This is a genomic window from Paenibacillus xylanexedens (assembly GCF_007680605.1).
GTDB lineage: Bacteria > Bacillota > Bacilli > Paenibacillales > Paenibacillaceae > Paenibacillus > Paenibacillus xylanexedens_B.
This window is the reverse complement of sequence record NZ_VEIO01000002.1, coordinates 671,282-695,193: the sequence shown is the minus strand read 5'-3', so window position 1 is coordinate 695,193 and position 23,912 is coordinate 671,282. Positions and strand designations below refer to the sequence as shown.

The 23,912-nt window shown below is 48.0% G+C and carries 22 protein-coding genes and 1 riboswitch; of the genes, 4 read left to right on the top strand and 18 right to left on the bottom strand.

Features of this window, described 5'->3' with window-relative positions:
- Window positions 1-335: 335 nt before the first annotated feature.
- Window positions 336-2,036 (top strand): methyl-accepting chemotaxis protein, encoded by a 1,701-nt coding sequence (locus tag FS818_RS17925; protein ID WP_145333456.1) that lies wholly within the window; start codon window positions 336-338, stop codon window positions 2,034-2,036.
- A gap of 228 nt (window positions 2,037-2,264) precedes the next feature.
- Here FS818_RS17925 and FS818_RS17920 read toward each other — a convergent pair whose 3' ends face one another.
- From FS818_RS17920 to cobD, 11 genes are all read right to left on the bottom strand, one after another.
- Entirely contained in the window at window positions 2,265-3,809 is a 1,545-nt protein-coding gene (locus tag FS818_RS17920; RefSeq protein ID WP_145333519.1) for a cobyric acid synthase, read from the bottom strand.
- A 149-nt stretch (window positions 3,810-3,958) separates the two neighbouring features.
- A complete protein-coding gene (gene cobS / locus FS818_RS17915; protein ID WP_145333455.1) occupies window positions 3,959-4,858 on the bottom strand; it encodes an adenosylcobinamide-GDP ribazoletransferase in 900 nt (299 codons plus the stop codon).
- Window positions 4,855-5,415: a bifunctional adenosylcobinamide kinase/adenosylcobinamide-phosphate guanylyltransferase gene (gene cobU / locus FS818_RS17910; protein ID WP_145333454.1), complete on the bottom strand. Its 561-nt coding sequence runs from the start codon at window positions 5,413-5,415 to the stop codon at window positions 4,855-4,857. The genes cobS and cobU overlap by 4 nt, the downstream gene beginning before the upstream one ends.
- Entirely contained in the window at window positions 5,412-6,533 is a 1,122-nt protein-coding gene (gene cobT / locus FS818_RS17905; protein WP_145333453.1) for a nicotinate-nucleotide--dimethylbenzimidazole phosphoribosyltransferase, read from the bottom strand. Before cobT ends, cobU begins: the two co-directional genes overlap by 4 nt.
- 45 nt (window positions 6,534-6,578) lie before the next feature.
- Window positions 6,579-7,391, bottom strand: a complete 813-nt coding sequence (locus FS818_RS17900) for an ABC transporter ATP-binding protein (RefSeq protein WP_145333452.1) — start codon at window positions 7,389-7,391, stop codon at window positions 6,579-6,581.
- Entirely contained in the window at window positions 7,388-8,434 is a 1,047-nt protein-coding gene (locus FS818_RS17895; protein ID WP_145333451.1) for a FecCD family ABC transporter permease, read from the bottom strand. Before FS818_RS17895 ends, FS818_RS17900 begins: the two co-directional genes overlap by 4 nt.
- Window positions 8,431-9,426: an ABC transporter substrate-binding protein gene (locus tag FS818_RS17890; RefSeq protein ID WP_145333450.1), complete on the bottom strand. Its 996-nt coding sequence runs from the start codon at window positions 9,424-9,426 to the stop codon at window positions 8,431-8,433. Before FS818_RS17890 ends, FS818_RS17895 begins: the two co-directional genes overlap by 4 nt.
- Before the next feature lie 359 nt (window positions 9,427-9,785).
- Window positions 9,786-9,902, bottom strand: a riboswitch (cobalamin riboswitch).
- A 190-nt stretch (window positions 9,903-10,092) separates the two neighbouring features.
- On the bottom strand, window positions 10,093-10,752 hold the full coding sequence (locus FS818_RS17885) for a histidine phosphatase family protein (protein WP_186375531.1): 660 nt from the start codon (window positions 10,750-10,752) through the stop codon (window positions 10,093-10,095).
- Window positions 10,746-11,723: an adenosylcobinamide-phosphate synthase CbiB gene (cbiB, locus tag FS818_RS17880; RefSeq protein WP_145333518.1), complete on the bottom strand. Its 978-nt coding sequence runs from the start codon at window positions 11,721-11,723 to the stop codon at window positions 10,746-10,748. Before cbiB ends, FS818_RS17885 begins: the two co-directional genes overlap by 7 nt.
- A 37-nt stretch (window positions 11,724-11,760) precedes the next feature.
- Complete coding sequence (locus FS818_RS17875; RefSeq protein ID WP_145333448.1) at window positions 11,761-12,558, bottom strand: adenosylcobinamide amidohydrolase; 798 nt, start codon at window positions 12,556-12,558, stop codon at window positions 11,761-11,763.
- Window positions 12,555-13,745, bottom strand: coding sequence for a threonine-phosphate decarboxylase CobD (cobD, locus tag FS818_RS17870; RefSeq protein ID WP_145333447.1), 1,191 nt, complete (start codon window positions 13,743-13,745; stop codon window positions 12,555-12,557). The genes FS818_RS17875 and cobD overlap by 4 nt, the downstream gene beginning before the upstream one ends.
- Before the next feature lie 262 nt (window positions 13,746-14,007).
- Here cobD and FS818_RS17865 point away from each other — a divergent pair, with 262 nt between their 5' ends.
- Both FS818_RS17865 and FS818_RS17860 read left to right on the top strand, forming a co-directional pair.
- Complete coding sequence (locus FS818_RS17865) at window positions 14,008-15,012, top strand: lipoate--protein ligase (RefSeq protein ID WP_145333446.1); 1,005 nt, start codon at window positions 14,008-14,010, stop codon at window positions 15,010-15,012.
- A 454-nt stretch (window positions 15,013-15,466) separates the two neighbouring features.
- Entirely contained in the window at window positions 15,467-16,270 is an 804-nt protein-coding gene (locus FS818_RS17860; protein ID WP_145333445.1) for a Cof-type HAD-IIB family hydrolase, read from the top strand.
- A gap of 108 nt (window positions 16,271-16,378) precedes the next feature.
- On the opposite strand, the gene FS818_RS17855 is transcribed toward FS818_RS17860, so the two are convergent.
- The gene (locus FS818_RS17855; RefSeq protein WP_145333444.1) at window positions 16,379-16,702 is read right to left on the bottom strand and encodes a hypothetical protein; all 324 of its coding nucleotides are present in this window, start codon (window positions 16,700-16,702) and stop codon (window positions 16,379-16,381) included.
- Window positions 16,703-17,270: 568 nt separating this feature from the next.
- Window positions 17,271-18,194, bottom strand: a complete 924-nt coding sequence (locus FS818_RS17850; protein WP_145333443.1) for a DMT family transporter — start codon at window positions 18,192-18,194, stop codon at window positions 17,271-17,273.
- A 120-nt stretch (window positions 18,195-18,314) separates the two neighbouring features.
- On the opposite strand from FS818_RS17850, the gene FS818_RS17845 reads away from it, so the two are divergent.
- A complete protein-coding gene (locus FS818_RS17845; protein ID WP_397351785.1) occupies window positions 18,315-19,736 on the top strand; it encodes an aminotransferase-like domain-containing protein in 1,422 nt (473 codons plus the stop codon).
- 301 nt (window positions 19,737-20,037) lie between these two features.
- Here the strand turns inward: FS818_RS17845 and FS818_RS17840 are convergent, their stop codons facing one another.
- The 5 genes from FS818_RS17840 to FS818_RS17820 form a co-directional block, all read right to left on the bottom strand.
- On the bottom strand, window positions 20,038-20,664 hold the full coding sequence (locus tag FS818_RS17840) for an ABC-2 transporter permease (RefSeq protein ID WP_145333441.1): 627 nt from the start codon (window positions 20,662-20,664) through the stop codon (window positions 20,038-20,040).
- Window positions 20,657-21,523, bottom strand: coding sequence for an ABC transporter ATP-binding protein (locus tag FS818_RS17835; protein ID WP_145333440.1), 867 nt, complete (start codon window positions 21,521-21,523; stop codon window positions 20,657-20,659). The genes FS818_RS17840 and FS818_RS17835 overlap by 8 nt, the downstream gene beginning before the upstream one ends.
- A gap of 5 nt (window positions 21,524-21,528) precedes the next feature.
- Window positions 21,529-21,903: a GntR family transcriptional regulator gene (locus FS818_RS17830; RefSeq protein ID WP_145333439.1), complete on the bottom strand. Its 375-nt coding sequence runs from the start codon at window positions 21,901-21,903 to the stop codon at window positions 21,529-21,531.
- Between the two features lie 235 nt (window positions 21,904-22,138).
- Window positions 22,139-22,720, bottom strand: coding sequence for an ATP-dependent Clp endopeptidase proteolytic subunit ClpP (clpP, locus tag FS818_RS17825; protein WP_145333438.1), 582 nt, complete (start codon window positions 22,718-22,720; stop codon window positions 22,139-22,141).
- An 18-nt stretch (window positions 22,721-22,738) separates the two neighbouring features.
- A complete protein-coding gene (locus tag FS818_RS17820) occupies window positions 22,739-23,722 on the bottom strand; it encodes an RNA polymerase sigma factor (RefSeq protein ID WP_260984451.1) in 984 nt (327 codons plus the stop codon).
- Between the last annotated feature and the right edge of the window lie 190 nt (window positions 23,723-23,912).

Sequence of the window (23,912 nt, the reverse complement as noted above, 5' to 3'; positions counted from 1 at the left end):
CTCAGACATGTATCATCGGTTTTGAACCGATTTTTCTATTTTTATTTAGCCTTCAAATGCGACAATGAACAATATAACACATATCAAACTATTCTGGTAGGTATTAATTGATATTATGTAATATTCATGTTAATCATTCTGGATCAATGAAAAAAATTATGCAGTTTTATGAAAATTCTGCTATTCAACCTGCGGTTAATTTTGTAAAATGGGTATATCCGCTTATTCGAGAGTTTCGCAAACATAAAAAATAGGTCTTTCTTCGTTAGTAAAAAAGGCCATAGAGAACGGAATAAGGGACAATGTTATTGAAGATGACGTGAAAGGGTGATTCTATGTTTCGCAAACGCACCGTTGCTGGAAAAATCAGGGGCACGTTATTCCTAGTGTTGTTGGTCGCCTCCCTGTTGTTCAGTATCAGTTTTTATGCCGTATCGATGAATATTATTCAAAGTTACGTGCTACCTCAGTTCGACAAAGTTCTGAATACGTCCATTCAGGATATTTACAAAAATACATCTTCATCCAAACTTTTGCAGATCCAAAGTGGCGGTGCAGGCGCTGAAGGAGCTGCAATGACAGTCGGGTCCTACTTGGCTGATCAATCCAAAGAACATAGCCTGGATGGAGCTTATGTCATTGCCGTGCAGGATGGTAAAGCCACCGTTGTTGTGGCTAGCATCAACTCCAAGCTCAAGGCGGGAGATGCTATTGATGTAGAATCCGCTATGCTTGAAGCAAGTGAGAAAAAACAAGCGGTCATCAGCCCGGTTTTCTCTGATTCTTATGGTGTACATAAAGCAGCGTTTATGCCGATTGCCGGAAGCAATATGCTCATGGCCGTCAGCATGGATGCCAAGTTTGTCCAAGATAAAATTGCCCAAATTTTCTGGCTATGTCTCGGTATTACAGCGTTAGTATTTGTCCTTGGCTGGCTCATCTCTACTAGTATGATCAAAAGAGTCACGAAACCAATCATTAAACTCGTAGAACATAGTAAACGAATCTCTCAAGGTGACCTTACTGCTGAACTCCAGATTAAAGGCAAAGATGAGATCGCTCAACTGGCTTCCAGCTTCCAGACGATGACGCATAATCTTAAAGAAATGATTAGCCGTGCCCTAACTACCTCCAATGAGGTCGTTGTGGGTTCCAATGACTTGCTTGAGCGTGTGCAATCCATGTCCGGTATGGTACAGAACTCCAGCCATGCTGCCGAAGAAGCTGGAAAAGGCAGCGTAAGTATTGCTTCCAGTGCATCCGAGAACGCAAGAGCGATGGAAGAGATTACCCAAGGAATTATGCATATCGCCTCTTCTGCCGCCGAAGTATCCGAACAAATCAATGAAGCTGCAACAGAGGCGCTTAACGGCAATCAACTGGCACAAAACGCAGTGAATCAGATGGAACTTGTCGGACAGACTGCTAGCGAATCGCTACGTTATATTGAAACGATGAATGAACGGTCCGTTGCGATCGGTACGATCGTCACTTCTATTTTTGAAATTACGAAACAGATTAACATGCTCTCTCTTAACGCTTCCATTGAAGCGGCCCGTGCCGGTGAACACGGACGAGGCTTCGCCGTAGTTGCTGGAGAAGTCCGCAAGCTGGCGGAACAATCCAAGACAGCGACCGAAGAAATTGCAGATTATCTCGGTACGATTCGTGAAGACGCCGAACGTTCCGTAAGTGCGATGAGCCGGGTAACGCAAGAAATTGGTTCTGGAACTGCTGTCGTACAGCAAGCAGGTTCAGCCTTCCAGCAACTCAATGAATTGATCCAGAATGTCAATCTCACCATTCAAACCGTCTCCTCCTCCACACAGCAAGTTTCTGCAGGTGCAGAAGAAGTCAGTGCTTCGGTGGAAGAAACAGCACAGATTACATCCAAGTCTCGTGAGAGCATGGAACAGATTGCAACTACAGCAGAAATGCAGCTCAGCGAGATGGACTCTCATTCGAGCACGGTGCGCCATCTGCATGAACAGGCTGTCGAGTTGCAAACAGCGATGAAGAAGTTTAAAATCGACTAATGATTGATTAAGCGTCAATTGAATCATCCATCAATAATGATCAAATATCTATAACCCTGCATTTGCTATATTAAACATTGTAAATAATCTAATAAAAAAACACCCCCATACCAGATGCAATCGTTCAATGACTGAACAGGTCGCAGGTCATGGGGGTGTTTTTTTGCTATTCATCCATGCTTTTTGCTTAGATCATTACAGATTATTGCTAAAAAAGTAAACATATTATTATTCAGGCTGTGTCACGCCCATAATCTCATACACTCGTTGCATGTCCAGTGATGAGCGCAAAGAGGCAGCTACTCGATCAAATTCCATTTCTTTGCGCTCCTGAGCACTGTATGTTTCCTCCAGCGGAGCAAGTCCCTTTGCTGTACGCAGTCCGTTCAACCAGGAACGCCGGAATTGGTCACTTTCAAACAGTCCGTGCAGGTACGTTCCCCACACTTTCCCATCCGATGTTCCCCATCCCTCCAAGAATGCTTGTCCGCCAGCATGAGCGATCTCAAACAAAGCGGTTACTTGTTCAGGTTCGTGGCATTCCGTCACACCCATATGGATCTCGTATCCCTTGACAGGTATGGCCGAAAGCTCAACGTGTTTTCCACCATGTAGCCGAATGGGATGCTCAGACTGCACATTACCGATCGCTCTGAGCGTCTGTTTGTGCTGAAGGAAGGTTGTTGATAAAGGAAGTTTGCCAAGTCCCACCGCTTCCTGAGCTTGGTTTGCCTCGACAGCATACGGGTCAACCAAGTGTTGCCCTAGCATTTGATACCCACCGCATATACCTACAAGTTGAACATGCTCAAGCTCTGAGCGTGAATGGATTGCCTGTTCCAATCCCGATTCCCGCACATAAATCAGGTCTCCGATCGTATCTTTTGTGCCTGGCAAAATAATGGCGTCCGGGCTACCCAATTCCTCCGGTGAAGTCACGTAACGTACATTCACGTCCGGTTCACGGGATAATGCATCAAAGTCCGTGAAGTTGGAGATGCGCGGATAACGGATGACGGCAATATCCAGTTCCGTCTGTTCTTTTTTGCCATGTCGAAGAGAGTCCAGCACCACCGAATCTTCTGCCTCGATCTGAATATCTCTTATGTACGGCAACACACCCAGCACAGGTATTCCAGTCCGTTCTTCAAGCCAGTCTAACCCTGGTTGCAACAGAGAGAGATCTCCTCTGAACTTGTTGATGATAAATCCTTTTACACGGACTTTCTCATGTGGCTCCAGCAGTTCGAGCGTACCCACAATCGAAGCAAACACACCGCCGCGATCAATGTCAGAGATCAGAATAACCGGCGCATCGGCCCATCCCGCCAGATTCATATTCACAATATCCCGATCTTTCAAGTTAATCTCTGCCGGACTGCCTGCTCCCTCCATTAAGACGATATCATATGTATCGCGCAACCGATTTAATGCATCCATTACAGTCTGCTTCGCTTCAGGTAAGAAATGCTGACGGTAATCCGACGCGCTCATCTGGGCAAAAGGCACACCATGCACCACGATCTGTGAATGCATATCCCGCACAGGTTTGATTAGAATCGGATTCATATCGCTCGTTGCTTCAATGCCACATGCTTCAGCCTGTGCCCCCTGCGCCCGTCCAATCTCCTTGCCGTCTTCCGTAACATAGGAGTTCAGCGCCATATTCTGTGATTTGAACGGAGCAGGGCTGAAACCATCTTGCTTGAAAATCCGGCACAGTGCCGTTGTAATGACACTTTTGCCTACATCAGAAGCCGTGCCTTGCAACATGAGTACAGCCGCTGGTTGTTTTACCTGATCTTCCACGGTCCCTCACCCCTGTCTTTCGCGCGATTAACTTGCTACACAACGATAATGCTCAAACCAAACGAAAATTCTCCAATGAAATTCTGGGTAGCCCAACCTCTACAACTCAACCTCTACAGCCAAAACAGTCCTTGAAGCACGCTTAACACCGTCAATAAAGCCGCTTCTAACAGTTCGTTCATGGCACCATATGTATCTCCAGTAAGCCCTCCAAGGCGGGCACTGATCCGGGTAGCAACAAATCGCCCTATATAATAACACGCCACAGGCAGTACGATAACTGACGTTACAGGATACAACCACCAAGGGAGTGATCCAAACCCACTGACCATGGCATCGGCAATAGCAACATCCGGTTTAAACAGCCATACGGCAGCAATTGTAAGGAGGACTGAGACCAGCGTAAGTCCGATCGCAGCGCTACGTGCTCGCTGGACTTCATTCCGCTCCCCAAGCCCTTTGAATAGAACGGCAAGCCCATCATCCCCACGAGCATTAGGCCAGGCTGACATGGCATAGACCATAAACCATCGGCTCCAGATCATAGGCAAAATCAGCAACGCACCATACAACCAGTTGCCACGGGCAATCATGTCGGCAATTAATGCCGCCTTCATCATGAGTAGCAGCACACAGGCAATAACCCCCATCGCTCCTACTCGGCTGTCTTTCATAATCTCCAGCATTCGCTCACGGCTGCGGTAACTGAGCAGTCCATCCGCTGTATCCATCCATCCGTCGAGATGCAATCCTCCGGTAAGCCAGACCCATACGGTCAACGTCAAAACGGCCGCCGGAAATGCGGGAAGCAACGCACCGCTCAGAGCGGCAACCAGCCAGACGCATAGACCGATGGCAGCGCCGACCAGTGGATAATACACCACACTTTCGCGCAGCAATGGCGGCACGAAATCGAGCTGCATTTTCACAGGAAAACGAGACAGAAATTGAAAGGCCGCTACAGCCGCATGTTTCCGCTGCGGAACAGGCGCCCCCGCTGAGTCACGGTTCATAAGCGATACTCCTTACTTTTCAGTTCGATTGGAATGCCTACCGTGACAAGAAACACCTCACGACAGATTGCTGCGATACGCTGATTAAGCACACCTGCCAGATCACGATACACACGACCAAGCTTGTATTCGGGTACAATTCCATCCCCTACTTCATTGGTAACTAGTACAAGCAAGCCGGGATAAGTTTGGACCGCTTCTACCAGTGCATCGAGATGACCTTGCAACACGTGACCTTCATCATGTTCATGGGCCAATAACACATTCGTCAGCCAGAGAGTCAAACAATCCACCAGAATCGTTGGTGCGGACGTGCCCGTATGCCCTTCGCCCATCTGCTGAATCAGAGCAGGCAAAGCCAAGGGTTCCTCCATCGTACGCCAGAGATAACCGGACTCTTCACGCTGCTTCCGGTGCATTGCTATGCGTTCACGCATCTCGTCATCATACGCCTGAGCAGTTGCTACATACCAAGCTTCGGAGGAACGTTGCATGCACAGACGTTCGGCAAACGAACTCTTACCACTGCGTGCACCGCCAGTAACCAATACACTCATCGGGAGCCATCTCCCTGAACAGGTGATACCTTGGAATCGGAGTCGGAAGCCTGATTGGTTCCATCTGACACACCCGCACTTGCAAAGGTCGCCATCTCATTCAAAATCAGACATGCTGCATCAATGAGATGCAGACTGAGCACTCCACCTGTGCCTTCTCCAAGGCGCATATCCAGATCCAGCATTGGCTTCAAATCAAGTTCCCGCAGTAGCGCCGCATGCCCATTCTCCTGGGAAGTATGGGAAGCGATCATATACGCTGTACTCAGGGGAGCCAGCTTTCTTGCAATGAGTGCTGCAGCCGTCGAGATGAAACCGTCTACGACAACGGGACAGCGATGAGCCGCGGCTGCGAGAATAACGCCGGCGAGTCCGGCAATCTCTAATCCACCCACCTTGCACAGAACATCTAGCGCATCCTCTGGGTCAGGTGTGTTAACGCTCAAAGCCTGACATATGACAGCAGCCTTGCGTAGCACACCTGCATCATCCAAGCCAGTCCCTCTCCCAACAGCTGCTGCTGGTGCAATACCGGTGAGTGCACTCATCACCGCAGCGCTTGCCGTTGTGTTGCCAATCCCCATCTCACCGGTGACAAAGAGTTTCGTACCTTTTGCCACTTCTGCGGAAACGACTTCTACACCTGTTAAAATGGCCTGAATAGCCTCATCCCGAGTCATCGCGGCTCCTTGAGCCATGTTGGCCGTGCCTTTACGAATGTTACGGGAGAGCAGGTTAGCGTGCTCAAGGTCAGCATTTACACCGATATCGACACAGATCACTTCGGCTCTAGCATGACGAGCAAGTACATTGACTGCAGCGCCTCCAGCCAGAAAATTCATGACCATCTGCGGTGTAACCTCGGCTGGAAAAGCACTGATTCCTTCAGCTACGACCCCGTGATCCGCTGCCATGACGATCACAGCCCTGCGATCAAAACGTGGACGAGCCTGTCCTGTCATCCCTGCAAGTCGAATCACAAGTTCTTCCAATTTCCCGAGACTACCCGGCGGTTTCGTCAGTATATCCACATGAGCAGACGTTTCCGCAGCAATATTTTGGTCTGGAGCCGTAATCTTATCTAATACTTGCTCCAATATCTGTTCTTCCTTCTTCATTCAACCAGCACTTCCTTCATCAAAATAGAGGCTCTCCCGCCTCGTTTAATCCATGTCCCGCCGCAGCAACAGTTGAGGAACCAAATGATCCGGGTGGGACACCATCGCAGGTGTAACACGAAAAATCTCTTGAATCTGCTCTCCCGTCATCAAACTGTGAGGCGTCCCCTCTCCGACTACCTTACCTTCACGCAAAGCCAAGATATGATCGCAGAACAAAGCAGCCAGATTGAGATCATGCAACACCGCTACAATCGTGATGTTGCTCTTCTTCTGCCATGCCGATAACAACTCCATAAACTGCAATTGATATTTGATATCGAGAAACGTCGTTGGCTCGTCCAGCAATAGTAATCGCGGCTCCTGTGCCATGACCTTGGCCAAGGCTACTCGCTGCCGTTGTCCGCCGCTCAGGGAATCCAGAGGTCGATCTGCCAGTTGCGTGAGTCCCAGTTCTTCAAGTACTCTGTCCACCACATGGGCCCCCTCTCCCGATTCACGGCCTAGCCAGTTCTGGTAAGGATAACGTCCCATTTCGACAACATCTCGAACCGGATAGGAGATTGCGGGTAAGCCATCCTGCTGCAAAACGGCAATCATGCGTGACAATTGCTTACGACTATATGATCCGATATCACGACCATCCATGCTGATCTGGCCCTCGCTTAACGATTCCGTTCCTGCAATAAGCTGGAGTAGTGTCGATTTTCCGCTTCCATTTGGGCCAACGACACCCCACCAATCTCCTTCTGCGATCTGCCAATCGGTAGGATGCAGAGCATGATGATCACCGTATGTTTTGCCGGCCCGGACAACAGATACTAGAGCTGGGGTAGCATAATTTTTGTCGGTCGTCACGGCATCATCCCTTTCTGCAGCTTTTTGTTTCGATGCAGCAAATAGGCGAAAAACGGAGCGCCCACAAAAGCAGTCACGACGCCTAGCGGTATTTCAGTCGGTGCCAGCAAGGAGCGAGCTATGGTGTCTGCCCATACCATAAAAATCGCACCACCAATCGCAGACAAAGGTACTAGCAATCGATAGTCCGGCCCTACCAGCAAGCGTAAAATATGAGGAATAACCAAGCCAACAAATCCGATGACTCCCGAAACGGAAACAGCTCCTGCCGTTAACAATGTGCCTACAGCAAGCACAGATAACTTGAGCCTGTCCACACCAACACCAATATGCGCTGCCTGACGTTCACCCAGTGCCAAGACATTCAGCGAACGTGCCCGGCTCCATAGAAAAATCAGTCCAAGCAGAAAATACGGGAAAAGGATGGTCGTATACGACCACCCGCGCAGTGCCAGACTTCCCATCGTCCAGTATATAATTTCATTGATTGTCTGCTTCGACATGGTCGATAGGAAGGAAACGACCGCCCCCAAGAAACTTTGCATGACCACACCTGCCAGAATGAGGCTATGCGTCGGTATTTTACGTCCTTCACGAGCCAGTGACAGCACAAACCATAACGTCACTACCCCGGTCAGAAAAGCAACCAGCGGCAATGTCCAAATACCAATTAACGCGTACTGCAGACCAAAGAATATCAGAAATGCCGCCCCCACCGAAGCACCTGAGGATACCCCCAGCGTGAATGGATCGGCAAGCGGATTACGCAACACACCTTGAAAACCTGCACCTGCAATAGCTAGCGAAGCCCCGACGAGCACGGCCAGCAAGACACGTGGGAAGCGTACTTTCCAGATAATCTGTTCGGCAGCCTTGCTCCAATCAGGTGTAATCCAGTCCCCCACCCATGGCAGTTTGTGAACGAGAATACCTGCGATGTCCCGGATGGGTAGCGCCACTGAACCGATGCCCGTGCAGATGAGCACAGTAAGCACCAGCAGCGCCATGCCCATCGTTCCGAACAGGATCAGCTTTTTGCTCATTTGAACAGGTCAGGATAGATGGCTTTGGCTACTTCTTTCAATCCTTGGGTTACACGAGGCCCCGGACGGCTGAGCAAGTTGGCATCAAGTCCAATCACGGCATTGTTCTTCACAGCTGTAATTTGATCCCAGCCGCTGCGTGCCTTGATGATCTGATCCAGCGTTTTGGAATTCTCATCAATAACATCATTGGCGTACAAAATAACATCCGGGTTGGAAGCAATTACATTTTCCTCGTTAATCTCGTACCAACCCTCTTTATCAGCAGCAATATTCGTGCCTCCGGCTACCGTGATCAGTTCATCCATGAACTCACCTTTACCAACCGTCCAGCCTGGGGAGAACTCGATGTATACCTTTTTCTTATCTTCCGGTTTTACGGCTTTGACCGCTTCGGTTACATCTGTTACATCCTGCTTCATCTGTGTAATCAGCTTCTGCGCCTGCTCCTGATGATCGGTAATTTTACCGAAGGTTTCGATATTGTTCATCACATCGTCGATGGATTTAGGATCAGTTTTGAAAATGGTGATGCCCAGATCACGCAGCTTTTTCACTGCATCCTCGCTCAATGAAATACCTCCGAATACGATATCCGCATCTGCTGCAATAACGGATTCTTCATTCGGCTTGTTAATACCGCCCATTTTTGCTTTTGTTTTTGCCGCTTCCGGATAATCATCATAATCGGAAACACCAATAATTTCATTATCCAGTCCGAGAGCAAACAGGGACTCTGTTTCGGCCGGAGATACGGATACGATTTTGGTCGGTGCTTTTTCAAAAGTGAAAGACTCACCTGTCGCATCCGTAACGGTCAATGGATATTGGGTTTTCAAATCCGTTTGTGTTTGTTCCTGAGACTGCTCCTGTGCAGGCTGCTGTGAGCTACCCGCTCCTTCTTTTGTTGCGGTATTACCGCATCCAGCCAGCGCCAGTGCCAACATTGCTGCGCTTAACAGGGATGTGAGTGCTTTCCAGTTCTTAATCATTGATTTAAACTCCCCTTCTCTATCTGTACTATTGTTGTTGCCTTTGTTATATACACGAGGCCACTCCGATTGCAGTACCATTTTCCGATCGCTGTTATCCCCAGATTTTTTGATTCCTTATTCAAAGGGAAAAATCCGGTGATAAATACGAACACTTCGTTTCTCCAAATTGGTTCTGCACTCTCCGTTAAACGTGTATAAAATGACTCCACTACATCGTGTACAACAAGAAAAATCCCTTATCCTTAAACAAGGATCAGGGATCACGTCTCGCATACGGCAATCTGTACATGTAACAGCGGCTAGCTGTCCATGGGCACAGAATGGCCCGAAACGTTGTCCTTTCCTCGAAGGAACACCGGCTTGTACGTCCAGGGCTGGTAATCTGACTTACAGGATGGCTCCTGTTTCACAGTGGCGGGACCGTGCCGGATTTGCACCAGCTTCCCCATTTTACCCTTGTGCGCATCATCACTTGTCCTTGTTCTTCATGAACAACGGATTGGCACGCGGGACCCTTGGTCGCTAAAGATGGTTAATTCAGATCAAACAAAGTCGCAGTGCTCTTCGCACGAATCATGTCAGTTCAGGCCTCAAAGCCTACCACACTAAATATGTCCGTCCGAGTCACACTTCTGTTGTGATTATAGGGTATATTACACTACCTTACAACCCGATGGACGGAAAATCCACTCGTCTGCCAAGCCAGTGATCACCCTGCTTTTCAAGATCAACCTGAATTGCCTGTCCAGGGATGACATGTGTATCCCAAAACCCGACGCCGTTGATGAGCCGGGACATCATATAACGGATGACACCGCCATGTGTCACAATAAGTGCTCTGTGTGAACCTTTGTGTGAATGCTCCGACCAGATCTGTTCGTGCAGAAAAGAATCCACTCGTTCCGCAAAAGTCTGCCACGCTTCTCCTTCAGGCGGGGTTACCTTGTGGGGATCATCAATCCAGCTCCGGTACAAGAGGTTATCCTTCAATTGCTCATAATTCAGGCCTTCCCATTGTCCAAAATCATTTTCGCGCAGGCGCGAATCAAACTTCGCCTGTTCAATCAGCTGCGGTGCAATGTGTGCCAGCGTCTGACGGCAACGAAGCAGGTCACTGCAATACACCGTATCCCATGTGAGCTCGCGGCACTGCTCGCCTAGCCGAGCCAGCTCTTCTTGTGCATCAGGCAACAGTCCCTTATCGGTATGCCCCAGATATTTTTTTTCCACATTCCACCGGGTTGTTCCATGACGGATCAGTACAATGCTTCGCCTAGAGGCAGACTGCTCTGATCCATTCTGTTCTGATTCACTAATTACCACAACAGTGCACCTCCTGCTAACCACACACCCAAGGTTGCTAAGAAACAAAAGCCCACAAAAGCTCCCGCTGACCAAAACATCAGTCGTGTCGTTCGCACAATATCTTCCGACTCCATCGGCCGCGCAGCCTCACCCATATAAGCTCGAAATGAAGCAACGCCGTGATATACGTTGTGCCCGCCCAGCCGAATGCCTAGCGCTCCAGCCACTGCCGACTCGGGAAAACCGCTATTCGGACTGGGATGCAGTCTCGCATCCCGGGCAACCATACGCGCCGCGCCTTTGGCATCCAGTTTTAGCACCCATGCGCCTACAATTAACAGCAGAGCGGTCACGCGAGCGGGAATCCAGTTCGCCCAATCATCCAACCGCGCGGAGGCCCAGCCGAGATGCAGATATTTATCATTTTTATATCCTACCATGGAATCCAGCGTATTGACGGCACGGTAGGCCATAGCCAGCGGAGCACCACCAATGAGTGCATAGAATAGAGGCGACACAATGGCATCCACAATGTTTTCCGCAACGGTCTCCACCGTTCCCCGAACAACCTCCGGCTCATCCAGATGTGCCGTATCACGTCCCACAATCATACCGAGTGAACGCCTTGCTTCAGGCCAATCCTGCTGTTTCAGATGGCGGTACACTTCCATGCCTGCATCACGCAAACCTTTGGAAGCAATCGTTGTTGCGATCAGAGCAATTTCGGCTATAGCCGCCAAGATCGGATGAATCAGACCCAGCAGAACGAGAAGACCCCATGTGACAGCAAAAGAACCCCCTGCAATCAAGATCGGGAACCAGATCCCCGCTTTTTTCAGTCCCTTGTCTGTCTGCACACGTGCCCGAATAACACGCTCCAGTGCCGAGATGCCTTTCCCCATGCCGATAACGGGATGCGGAATCCAGCGCGGATCTCCGATGCATCGGTCTAATATGTATGCAAGAATGATGATCCAGGCTCCGGACATACCGATCCAGAACGATGATGTCCATAGACGCTCCAATTCAAATGTCATGACTGTGCCCGTTCCTTTCTTTCCATTGCAATCCGGCCTGTAAGCTTTCTGTCACCGTGTCATATACCAGTCTGCCGATGGCCGCTCCCAAAGCAGTAGCCGTGCCCGCATATGTGTGAAGTGGCTGGCTATCATCTGCAACAGTCTGACGTACAGCAAGTACAATGGCATCGGTTGTTGTGCCTGTGGCAGGAAGTCCGTTCTCCGAATCGGCAATACCTGCATCGGCAAGGGCCGCAGCCTTGGCCTCCACGGCCGTCTGAACCGCATTAACCATCGCTCCCGGGGTCATCTGTCCGTTGAACCACAGCATGATATTAATCGTACCGGGGATATACGGAATTCTGTTTTGTTTTCTCCCATGCACATCAAAAACAGTTCTCTCGGAACCTGCCCGTGCTGCATTGGATACGCCGGCAGTCGTACAGCACAACAGACCAAATGCCAAACTCGTGTACTCCTGAATGGAGGTATGCTCCAATCTGACCGCAGTTAACAATCCGGCACACTGATCGGCTTGCTCTTGCCATTCATACAGCGCCTCCGCGATATCACGGGGTGGATCATCACAGCGGTAGTGTTTGTCCACATAAATGTTAAAGACCCGGTTTAGTTCCAGCATTCCTCCGCCATAGACCGCGCTAGACAGAGCAAGAGCAGGATGTGTTACCTGTGCTTTGATATGCCGTTCATGAGCAGCGATGTGCAGACCCGGCCAGGAAGCGGATGCATAGATATTCTCGTCTTTTTTTCCATCTATAAAATAGGGATAAAACGGGAGTGTCACAACCGCTTCCCTCCCTTTATTTTTTCAAAATGTTGCGTATGTTCCTGCTGACTCCCCTGATCGGCAAATGCCAGACCTTCTTCCGGATCCCCGCCTCGTTCAAGCACACTTCCTAGCACGTGAAGCAACCTGTCGTTGGCCTCAGCACCTTTGACCGCAAAACGTACATGTCCTGCCTCAAGCCCCGGATACATGGCACAGCTACGAATCAGAATGCCCCGCCGCCCCAAAGCTTCCTGCATGGAAGCCGCTGTCCAAGGTTCCGGCACACGCACCAGAATAAAATTGGCTTCACCAGGCGTTACGCTGCACCCATACGACTCCAGTGCCTGGATTAAACGTGTCCGTTCAAGCGTGATCTGCGATATCGTGTCCCGCTCGAAACGTTCCCCGCTACGCAGACAGGCTTCTCCTGCGATAAGAGCCAATCCGTTCACACTCCAGGTCACTTGTTTCTCCGTCATCGCTTGAATGTACTTCGAATGACCTATAGCATATCCGAGACGCAGACCCGGAATCGCATAAAACTTCGTCATCGAACGGATGATGATCACATGCGGATATTGATTCAGATCCGGAGCAAGTGACTGTCGCAGGGCCGGTGGAATAAAATCAGTAAACGCCTCATCAATAACGAGCACGGTATCCGCATCTTCGGCTTTACGTGCTAACCTGTGCAGTATCTCCAGCGGATATTGTACACCGTTTGGGTTGTTTGGCTGTCCAAGAAAAAGCAGGTCAACCTTTTCCATCAACTGTTCGATCTGTTCAGGCGGTGCTTGCCAATTCAGCGCTTCTAGACCTTCCGTATGCAGAACCTTCGCACCGAATTGCCGTGCCAAAGCGCGATATTCCGAGAAACCCGGTTCCACTGTTCCAACCTTGCGCGGAGCAAGTGCCAGCAGGATCAACGCCATACTTTCAGCCGCACCATTCCCTACCGAAATTTGCTCTTGTGTTACTCCCAAACGTTCACCCAGAAGCGCTTTGAATCCCCGATGGCCCGGGTCAGGATAACGAAGCACCGAATGCAGACCTTGCTGCAATGCTTCCAAAACCTCTTTGGGAGGACCTAACGGGTTGATATTAGCGCTATAATCCAGAAAATCCGTTGCACTGCCTCCAAACCGCGAAGCCGCTGTCTCCACGTCTCCACCATGTCCGAACACTTCGATATAACCGGTCATTCTTCCGTCATCCTCTCTGTATGTTCTTTTTATTATGGATGGCATAGGAGGGATGGGTCAATCCTGTATTCCTTCTCCGTTCATCTGTTTATCATGAGTCGGGCCCAATTCCTTCGTGTCTACTTGTTTTCTTTGTGTCCCAACGACAATTCGTTTACAATATAAGAGGAATTTCAGGAACTTCGGTTTTCTGATTCTTTTGTACGAGTATCACTACATAAGGGGCCAAGCGCCTCTCACATACATTAATGGAGGAATGACCATGCTGTTTGTAGATAACCAGGGCATTACAGATCCTTCTGTAAACCTCGCGATTGAGGAGTACATTCTGAAACATCTGCCGATGGAGGATGACAGCTACCTGCTGTTTTACATCAACCGTCCGTCGATTATTATCGGTAAACACCAAAACACGATTGAAGAGATTAATATCGAGTACGTTCAGGATAACGGTGTGCAGGTGGTACGTCGTCTTTCCGGGGGCGGGGCGGTATATCACGACCTGGGCAACTTGAACTTCAGTTTTATCACTGCGGATGACGGCCAATCCTTCCATAACTTCCGCAAATTCACCCAGCCTGTGGTTGAAGCGCTGCACGAACTTGGAGTCAATGCCGAGTTGACCGGGCGCAATGATCTGCAAGTCGGCGAAAAGAAAATTTCGGGCAACGCCCAATTCGCTACCCGTGGTCGCATGTTCAGTCACGGCACGCTGATGTTTGATCTGAATCTGGAGCACGTTCAGGCATCTCTGAACGTCAATCCCGAGAAATTCAAATCCAAGAGCACCAAGTCGGTACGCAGCCGCGTTGCCAACATTCGTGATCTGATTGACACCAATCTGACGATTGAAGAGTTCCGTGATGAGTTGCTTCGTCACATTTTCCGCATGGAGCCGCAGGACGTTCCTCAGTACAAGCTGACTGAGAAGGACTGGGATAAGATCAAGGAAATCTCGGCAGAGCGTTATAACAACTGGGACTGGAACTACGGCCTGTCACCGGAAAGCAATGTGAAGCATACCCGCAAATTCCCGGTGGGCATCATCGATCTGCGCATGAACATCAAGGATGGACGCATCGAAGATATCAAAATCTTCGGCGATTTCTTCGGTGTCGGCGATGTAGCGGATATCGAGGACATGTTACGAGGCAAGCGTTATGACGAGACTGAAGTGCGTTCAGCACTGGCAGGTCTGGATGTGAAGCATTACTTCGGCAACCTGGAGCTGGAGGACTTTATCGGTCTTGTTTTCCTGGAAGAGTAAATAAAGAAGGAAATACGACATTTAGATGGGTAGAGATTGTTTGAACGAAATTTGGATTACACATTTAACGGAAAAGACGGAATTCATATGAAGAAGCGAAGCGCTCGCGTCTAATGCCGGATTTTTACCATCTATTAAGTTGAATCAGTCATTTACACAATAACGGAGAAGACAGAACAAACCTGGAGAAGCGAAGCGTTCGCCTTTATCCCCGGATTTTCTCCCTTATAAAAGGGATTCAAAAAATCCGGGGATAACAGCGATCGTAAGGTTATTCTGTCTTTGGAGTGTCCGTGTAAATCATCGGTAGTTCAACTTTTATAAATAAGCACTAATAAAAATCCGGTGATGATTAGAGCGGTCGTAAGATGAATCTGCATTTGTAGTGACTTGTGTAATCTATTTATTTCGTTCAATGAACGTAGAAACAGATAAAAAAGGAGAGAAACATCACATGACTTACAAACTCATTGCCATCGACATCGACGACACCCTCATCAATGACAACAAGGAAGTTACACCCGCTACGCAAACGGCTTTGGAACAAGCGGTAGCACACGGTGTAGTTGTAACCCTCGCGACAGGACGTGCTTATGCTTCCGCACAGGCACTTGCACGCCAAACCAAGCTGAACGTGCCGATTATTACCTATCAAGGTGCTTTGGTGAAAAACTTGCTGGATGAAAAAGTACTCTACGAGCGCTATGTACCGCAAGAAGCTTCCCGCAAACTGTTTGATTATTGCCTGGAGAAAAATCTTCACCTGCAAACGTACATCGACGACAAACTGTATGCTCGCGAAGAAAATCAAAAACTGCTCGATTATGCCAAGTTAAACGGCACGCAATATTACATCGAGTCTGACTTCATCAAAGTTATCGAACAACCAACACCAAAGCTGCTCATCATCGACGAACCGGACTATCTGGATCAAGTGGCTGTAGAGCTTCGTGAATTGCTTGGACCTGAAGTGCACATTACCAAATCCAAGCCGTATTTCCTCGAAATTATGCATAAAGAAGGCACAAAAGGTCACGCCCTGACGTTCCTTGCCGACCATTTCGGTCACGAGCTTAGCGAATGCATCGCCATCGGCGATTCCTGGAACGATCACGAGATGCTGGAGGTCGCTGGACTGGGTGTAGCCATGGGCAACGCCATTCCTGCGCTGAAAGAATTAGCAGACTATATTACGGCGAGCAACAACGAAGACGGCGTAAAAGAGGTTATCGAGAAGTTTGTACTGAACGCAGAGTAAAAAAAGTAGTTGTACAAAAACAAGAAAGCCCGGATATCACCATGATTTGTGGTTCCGGGCTTTCTTGTTTTTTTTGTTTTTTGATGAGTGGATTATGATAGCTTTAAACTATTTCTTGTTAGCCATACGTTCCAGTGCGCGAACTGCTCGTTCCCGCTGGTCTCTCACTTCTGCTCTTCTTTCTACCTTAGCATCTATCCCACCTGCCGAAGCTCCCCACAAATGACCAATGATACTACCAAGTATACTTGGAACTGCCTGTTCAACATAATAGGAATCTACTTCTAGCACAATCCCGAGGTAGAACACTCCTCCCCAAAACAAAAACAAAGTAAAAAATGCTAAAAAACGATGAAAAAATGAGAAAAACAGAAAAATTAAAAATGGAATAATCCCGATTAAATATGAGACAATATGTATTTCTTCTTCCATGAAAGCCTCCAATGAAGTTAATTTCTGTGACACTCTTTTCTTTCTAATTCGTTCTAATCCATTTTTTTAAAATACTTCTAAATCTTATAGATCCGGTTTATTGCTATAATTCTAATAAAGATGCTTCCGTCCGCTCTCCCTTCGGATTAAGTTACATTCAACAACAATATACCATATCCACGTTTGTCCCATATGTCTTTTTTTTCAAACAAAAAAAGAACTCTTCAAATATGACATATTGTTATGTCATATTTGAAGAGTTTTATGGATATAGCCTCGCATTCCACTATCTCTCGAACACTTTTTTTCACTGGGCTTCAGTTATTTTTTATTTTTGGCCAGCAATACTGCGGTTAAAAAAGAAATCTGTAACGACACAGTAATCCCAACCGAGACCATGATATTCGTTGAGTCGGATATATGAACGAAAAATAAAACAAGAATAAATACCAGGATAGAAAGGATCACACTGGTTACGAAATTCAGGAAGATTTTTCTCATCATTTCACACGACTCCTCAAAGTAAGAACTCTTACTATTATACTATAGAGGAGATTCACGCAGTATTCTAGGAGCCTTGCACAATCACCTTCGTACGTCTCCCTTTCTTCAACCAGCTGCTCACCTTCTCATTCATGGCTAACAGCCCCGAGATAACCAAAACGACACCGACCCACGTCACCCAGCTGACGTGCTCTCCGTACACGATCGCACCGAGCCCAACGGCAATTGGTGGCGATATGTATAACCAGGTTGCCGGGAACAGCGGATTCGTGCGCGACATAATCCAGTAGAACAGACTGTGCCCCACCATCGAACCGATGACCGTCAGATAAATCACAGATGACACCGCAGGCAGTACATCCAATGCCGACATATTCCATGACTCCGTCAACCCTGACAGGATGAATAACAATACGCCGCCATACATCATCTGCACCGCATTTATCGCAACAGGATTCATGTCGCTGAATTGATGAATGACTTTTTTGGAATATAACGTACCTGCGGAATAACAGACTTCCCCCACCAGCACCGCGATACATCCCCACAAAAATAAAGAGCCTGCTCCCAGCGATATCCCTGGCAAAACGACAAGCACAACGCCCGTAAAACCAATCAGGCAGCCAACAAGCATGCGAGGTGATGTTTTCTGCCGTAACAATGCCGTTTGCATAAGCATAATCATCAGCGGCCCTGTCGCCGATAGAATAGCCCCAACACCGGAACTGACATGTTGCTCCGCCCAATATAAAGTGGCAAAGGTGCCGAAGGTTAGACCTGCACCCGTAATCAGCATTTCTTTGCGGAACAAGAGGGACAAGCTTACTTTCCCCTTCATCCACATCCATGTAAACATTAAAGCCCCCGCAATCACAAATCGCAGTCCGGCAGATAGAAAAGGCGGCATGCCTGCCTCCACTCCAATTTTAATCGCCAGAAACGTTGTTCCAAAAACGAGACACATTACCGTAAATGCAATCCCTACCATGTTAACCACTCCTTTATCTGTTCTCCATCATAGCTCATGGTCTACAGAACAGAATGAACAAAATAGAACAGTTATCTCTCATTAACTGTTACAATGGAGATCAAAAGGAGCGTGGGTCGGGTGAGCAAAACGGTAATGATGGCAGACAACAGCATGAAACGGTACGAGCAAGTTATCCACTATCTCATGGTACGGATTGAGGCTGGGGAGTGGGTTGAACAGGAAAAACTGCCTTCGGTACGAAGCTTGTCCGAACTGCTCGGCGTACACCGGCTAACGGTTTTCAAAGCGTATCAAGAGTTAAAACAGCGAGGGATCGTCTATGTTAGAGACAAATCTGGTTATTACGTCAGTCCGGCCAAACCACTAGCCGATACAGACCAGGGAGACGATCCCTCCGTGTCGGCTTGGCTCCATTGGGACACACTTGACCGGGTACAATCGCTGGAAGCGGAATATCAGTTTTCCAAATCGTTAATCGATCCTGCTCTGCTACCCAACCGATACTGGGGCGAGTTAATGCGCGACCTGCTGGATCAGTACCCTCGTCTGCTCGGTACGTATTCGACCATCCAGGGCGATTTAGAGCTTCGTACCAGTCTGGCAAGTCATTTGACGGCAAAAGAACGCTTCTACCTTTCCTCTGACGAAGTGCTGGTAACTTCCGGTGCACAACAGGCCATTGACATCATCTCTCGTGCATTGGTCAAGCCTGGAGATCGAGTATTGATTGAACGCCCGACATACGGCCCAGCGATGCAAATTTTTCGCAAACAGGGGGCACGGCTTGTTTTTACTGATATCCATCCGGAAGGGTATGATCTGGAGCAGATTGAGCATCTGATGAAAACAGAGAAGCCGCGCCTCTTTTATATGACACCGACCTTTCAAAACCCGACAGGCATCAGCATCTCTGTAGAGCAGCGCAAACAGTTGCCTGAACTGGCTGAACAATATGGCTGTTTCCTGGTGGAGGATGACAGCACATATGATATTTATTTTAAAGAGAAGCCACCTGCGCCGATCTTTACGTATGATACTTCCGGACATACATTGTACATTCGCAGCTACAGTAAATACGTCGTTCCGGGTCTGCGAATCGCAGCCATCATGTGCCGTCCGCATCTCATAGCAGGACTACAGGCGATCAAAGCCCTGACCGATAACGGATCACCGCTCCTGAACCAGAAGCTGTTTCTTCGTTATTTCCAGTCGGATCGTATGCATCAGCATCTGTCCAAGCTACGAACTGCACTTCAACTTCGAATGGAAGTGATGGAGCAGTGTCTGCTGGAGACAGACTGGACATGGACACGCCCCGACGGTGGTCTGAACATCTGGGCCGAGCTTCCGGAGGGGATCGACACAGGCAGGTTGTTACACCAAAGCATGGAGCACTCTATTGCTTTTGTACCCGGAACCGTGTTTGATCCCTCACACACATCGGGTAGCCGCAAACTTCGTCTCTCCTTCTCCTACGCCCGTGAACAGCAGATTCGGGAAGGCATGGACAGACTGATCACTTTAGCGGCGAGACGTTAAAAAGAAACTTCGTTTGGGAACCACATCTTTTTGTCTACCGTCCAAATCGCTGTAGCAACTTTTAGCACGCCAGCGCTAACGGTCACCAGTAGCCTTATTTAAGCGTTTTTCACGAACTAAAAAATGTAACGATCACCAGTGACCCTATTTCAATGGAAACATGCCATTTTTGCTTATTTTCCATCGAAATAACTAAAATAGCGTCTCCTGAGATCGTTACATTTTCAAATCACCTAAAAAGTAGGAAATAGGCTCATCTGTGATCGTTAGCGCCCGCTTCGAGTCCATGCAGTCAATCCGCTCACAGATCTTTTCTCTCAAATAACCGGATCGTGACGACATACGAAACAAGAAACAAAGCCACTATGGCTATGGCAATCCCCAAGATAATGGGTGTTGTAATCAGCCCTTCTTTACCTGCAACATCAAGAATAAACGCAGTCGGTTGAGCAAGAACAATTAAACAAACGAAGAAAACCGTATTGATGATGCCCGCTCCCTTTTTGCTGAGTGCATAGAACAGTGGCATATATATAGATACCAGAATAAGTACCAACCCCATAGAAATGAGGATATCCAACAGGGAATAATGAGGTTTGTTGAGTTCAGGATAACTCAGGTTAACAATCTTGTGAATGCCGAATGATACAAGCACTCCAAACAGGGAATAGAGAATGGAAGACAGGTACTTTGCTTGCACGATCTGTTTACGACTGACCGGAAGTGTAACTAAAAAGTTATGATTATGGTTTTTGATATCAATCATCGTAGCTAGCATAATCGAGCCAAAAGCCGTATAAATCCCTACGAGATACATGGACATTTCCATCTTCGGGATAAACGCCCAACTGAAAACCACCACATACACAGCAATAATCCACAACGAACTTCTCAGTGCAATAAAGTCTTTGCGAAGCAGATTAAGCATGTTGACGCCCCCCTTTTGCCGTGAAATAAATCAAGTCTTCCAACGCGGGCCTATGCAAAAGAGCCTCACTGCCAAACATACGCTGTGCCTCCACTTTGTTGTCCGATAACGCTTCAAAACCAATCGATGTTTCACGTATGCCCACGAATTGACGCCGGGTATCCGCATCCAGTAGATCCATATCCCCTTTCACAATGGTGTAGCGCTCAAGCACATCGTCTTTGGCTTCATTGAAAATCAGCTTGCCTTGATTAACAAAAGCGATATAGTCCGCGATCCGCTCCAGATCCGTCGTAATATGTGTCGAGAAAATGATGGATTTGGTCTCGTCCTGAATCACGTCGGCCAGTAGATCAAGCAGCTCTCTCCGAAAAATCGGATCAAGACCGGATGTCGGTTCATCCATGACAAGCAGATCGGCATCATGAGACAGAGCAACCGCAAGCGAGAATTTGATCTTCATGCCTTTAGATAAATCCTGGATTTTCTTTTTCGGTGACAATTCGAATTGTTCCAAATAACTCTTGAATAAGGCATGGTCCCAGCGACTATAAAAAGGAGCGATTAAACGTGACATCTCCCGGATGGTCAAATGTTCATAATAATAGCATTCATCGGACACAATACCGAGCCGCTGCTTGACAGCCACATCACCGCTCGGATTCTCACTGCCGAGCGTTCGCACTGTTCCCTGATCAGGATGGATGAGACCGGTAATCATGCGGATTAATGTGCTTTTTCCGGCTCCGTTTGGGCCAATGAGCCCTGTGATAAATCCCTGTTTCACATCCGTAGATATGTTATCCACCTTAAATAATGGATACCCTTTTGTAACGTTCCGCAATTCTATCGCATTCATCGTGCCTATTCCTCCTCTAACAGCAAAGTAAGATGATGAATCAAATCCTGTGCGTTCATGCCCAGTTCCTTGCTCTCCTGAATAACCTCAAGCATCTTCGCTTCTAATTGCTTCATACGTCTCTCCCGAATAAAATCCTGATTTGCACCGGATACAAAACTTCCCTTGCCAACCACGGAATCAATCAGTTGCTCCTTTTCCAGCTCTTCATACACACGTTTCGTCGTAATGACGCTGACTTGCAAATCTTTCGCAAGTTGGCGAATGGAAGGCAGGTGGTCTCCTGCTGCCAGTTCTCCGTTCAGAATGCTCTGCCGAATCTGGGATAAAATCTGGATATAAATGGGATCGCTTGATGCATTGGATATCCGTATATTCATGTTCGTTCCTTCACCTCATTGCCGTTGTTTCATATAAATAACCAGGCATAGTGTATATATATAATATACACACTATACCTGGTTAAGGTCAACCTATTTTTATCCATTTTTCTTCTCTCCATCAGAAAACAAAAAAAGAACGACAGTCCCCTGTCGTCCAAATCTTTACATTCGTTGTTTCGATTATACTTGTTTTCTGTTCCACTCGCTTCTTCAGTTTCATTTACGGTGACACTTACGCACCTGTAACAACCTTATCTACCAATCCATATTCCACGGCTTCGGCTGCTGTGAGGAAATAATCCCGATCAGAGTCTTTTTCAATCCGTTCCAGCGGCTGGCCCGTATGGTCTGCAAGCAGCTCATTCAAGCGCTGGCGGTGCTGGATAATGCGGTTTGCATGAATCAGCATATCCGATGCCTGCCCGCGTGTGCCTCCATGGGGCTGGTGAATCATAATTTCGCTGTTCGGTAACGCCATTCGTTTTCCTTTAGTGCCGCCCACCAGCAAAATCGTACCGAAACTCGCCGCCATCCCGGTGCAGATCGTCGAAATATCCGGCTTCACGAACTGCATCGTATCATAAATGGAGAATCCCGCTGTCACCGATCCCCCCGGACTGTTGATGTACATCTGAATATCTTTATCCGGGTCCTCGGCACTCAAAAACAATAATTGGGCCACGATGGCATTGGCCATCTGATCCTCAATCTCTCCCGACACCATAATGATGCGGTCTTTCAGCAAACGTGAATAAATATCATAACTCCGCTCACCGCGAGCGGTCTGTTCTACAACATACGGTACTACGTTCATATGTGACGCCTCCTTATATTAGGCAGCCATGATAACCGTATACCCGCCTCTATAAGACATCGAATTCGTGCCCGAAGTGGCGTAACCGTACATCACTGGCTGCATTTCTCGAGACGGCAGAGTCTGTTGCAGAATCGTACCCGCCACAGCCATCGGATCATCCGTGCGATTCAGGCACAGATCAATTAGACGCGCAGTATCTCCTTGGCGAAAAGCCATCAGATAATGGCGTAGCTGCTCTTGCTCCAGATCAGCAGGCTCTTCCATCGTCCCCTGCTCCAATGCAGCATCCATCCCTGCTTCCTCCAATGTATGCCTGACCTTGCTTAAAGCTGTGCGGGCACGGTTTAATGCCGCTTTAACAGCACCTTCGGTTGTGCGCAGCATCTCAGCAGTTTCTGCCGCCTTATAGCCCATGATTTCACGTAATATATAAATCGCCCGCTGCCACGGTGGCAAGGTGTGAACCAAAAGCTGCACCGCAGACTCCAGCTCTTCAAAGGTGTCTTCATTCGTATAGTCGGATATGACAGGTTCCATCTCAGTGAGTATAGATCGCAGCTTTTCCTGCTTACGAACACCATCAATCCAGGTATTGCGTGCAATACGAATCAGATAGGCCTCCCAGTTCATTGCCCCGGATTTTTCCGAAGCTTGCACCACCACCGTAGACGATAAGCCCTTAAGGCAAGTTTCCTGTACGAGATCCTCTGTCTCTGTCACCGATTTTGTCAGTGACATGCAATATGCATAGAGTGAAGCCATCAAATCAGGCAATATATCGTGCAACGCGGGATACGAAACACGTTTCTCATCAGCATCCTTGGTACAATCAATGACATATCTCTGATTCGTTGTAGTCATTTGTTTTATTGGACTAGCTTGATTCGTTTGATTGGCAATTCCGCCATTTCCAACATGATCCGTCTTGTGATTAAGCGTGTTACTCCATTCATGCTGCAGTCTGTTGACTTCGCAATCTGCGGACTTCACAAAGGCCATCTCGGGGGCCCCCCTTTGCTGGTTCCTGATTAATAATATAATTTGAACTAAAAATTTTACACAGGACACTCCGATGACAGAATAACCTTTCAATCGCTGTTATCTCCAGATTTTCTGGATTCCCTTTTCCAAAGGGAAAAATCCGGTGATAAAGGCGATCGCTTCGCTTTTTCAGGTTTTTTCTGTCCTC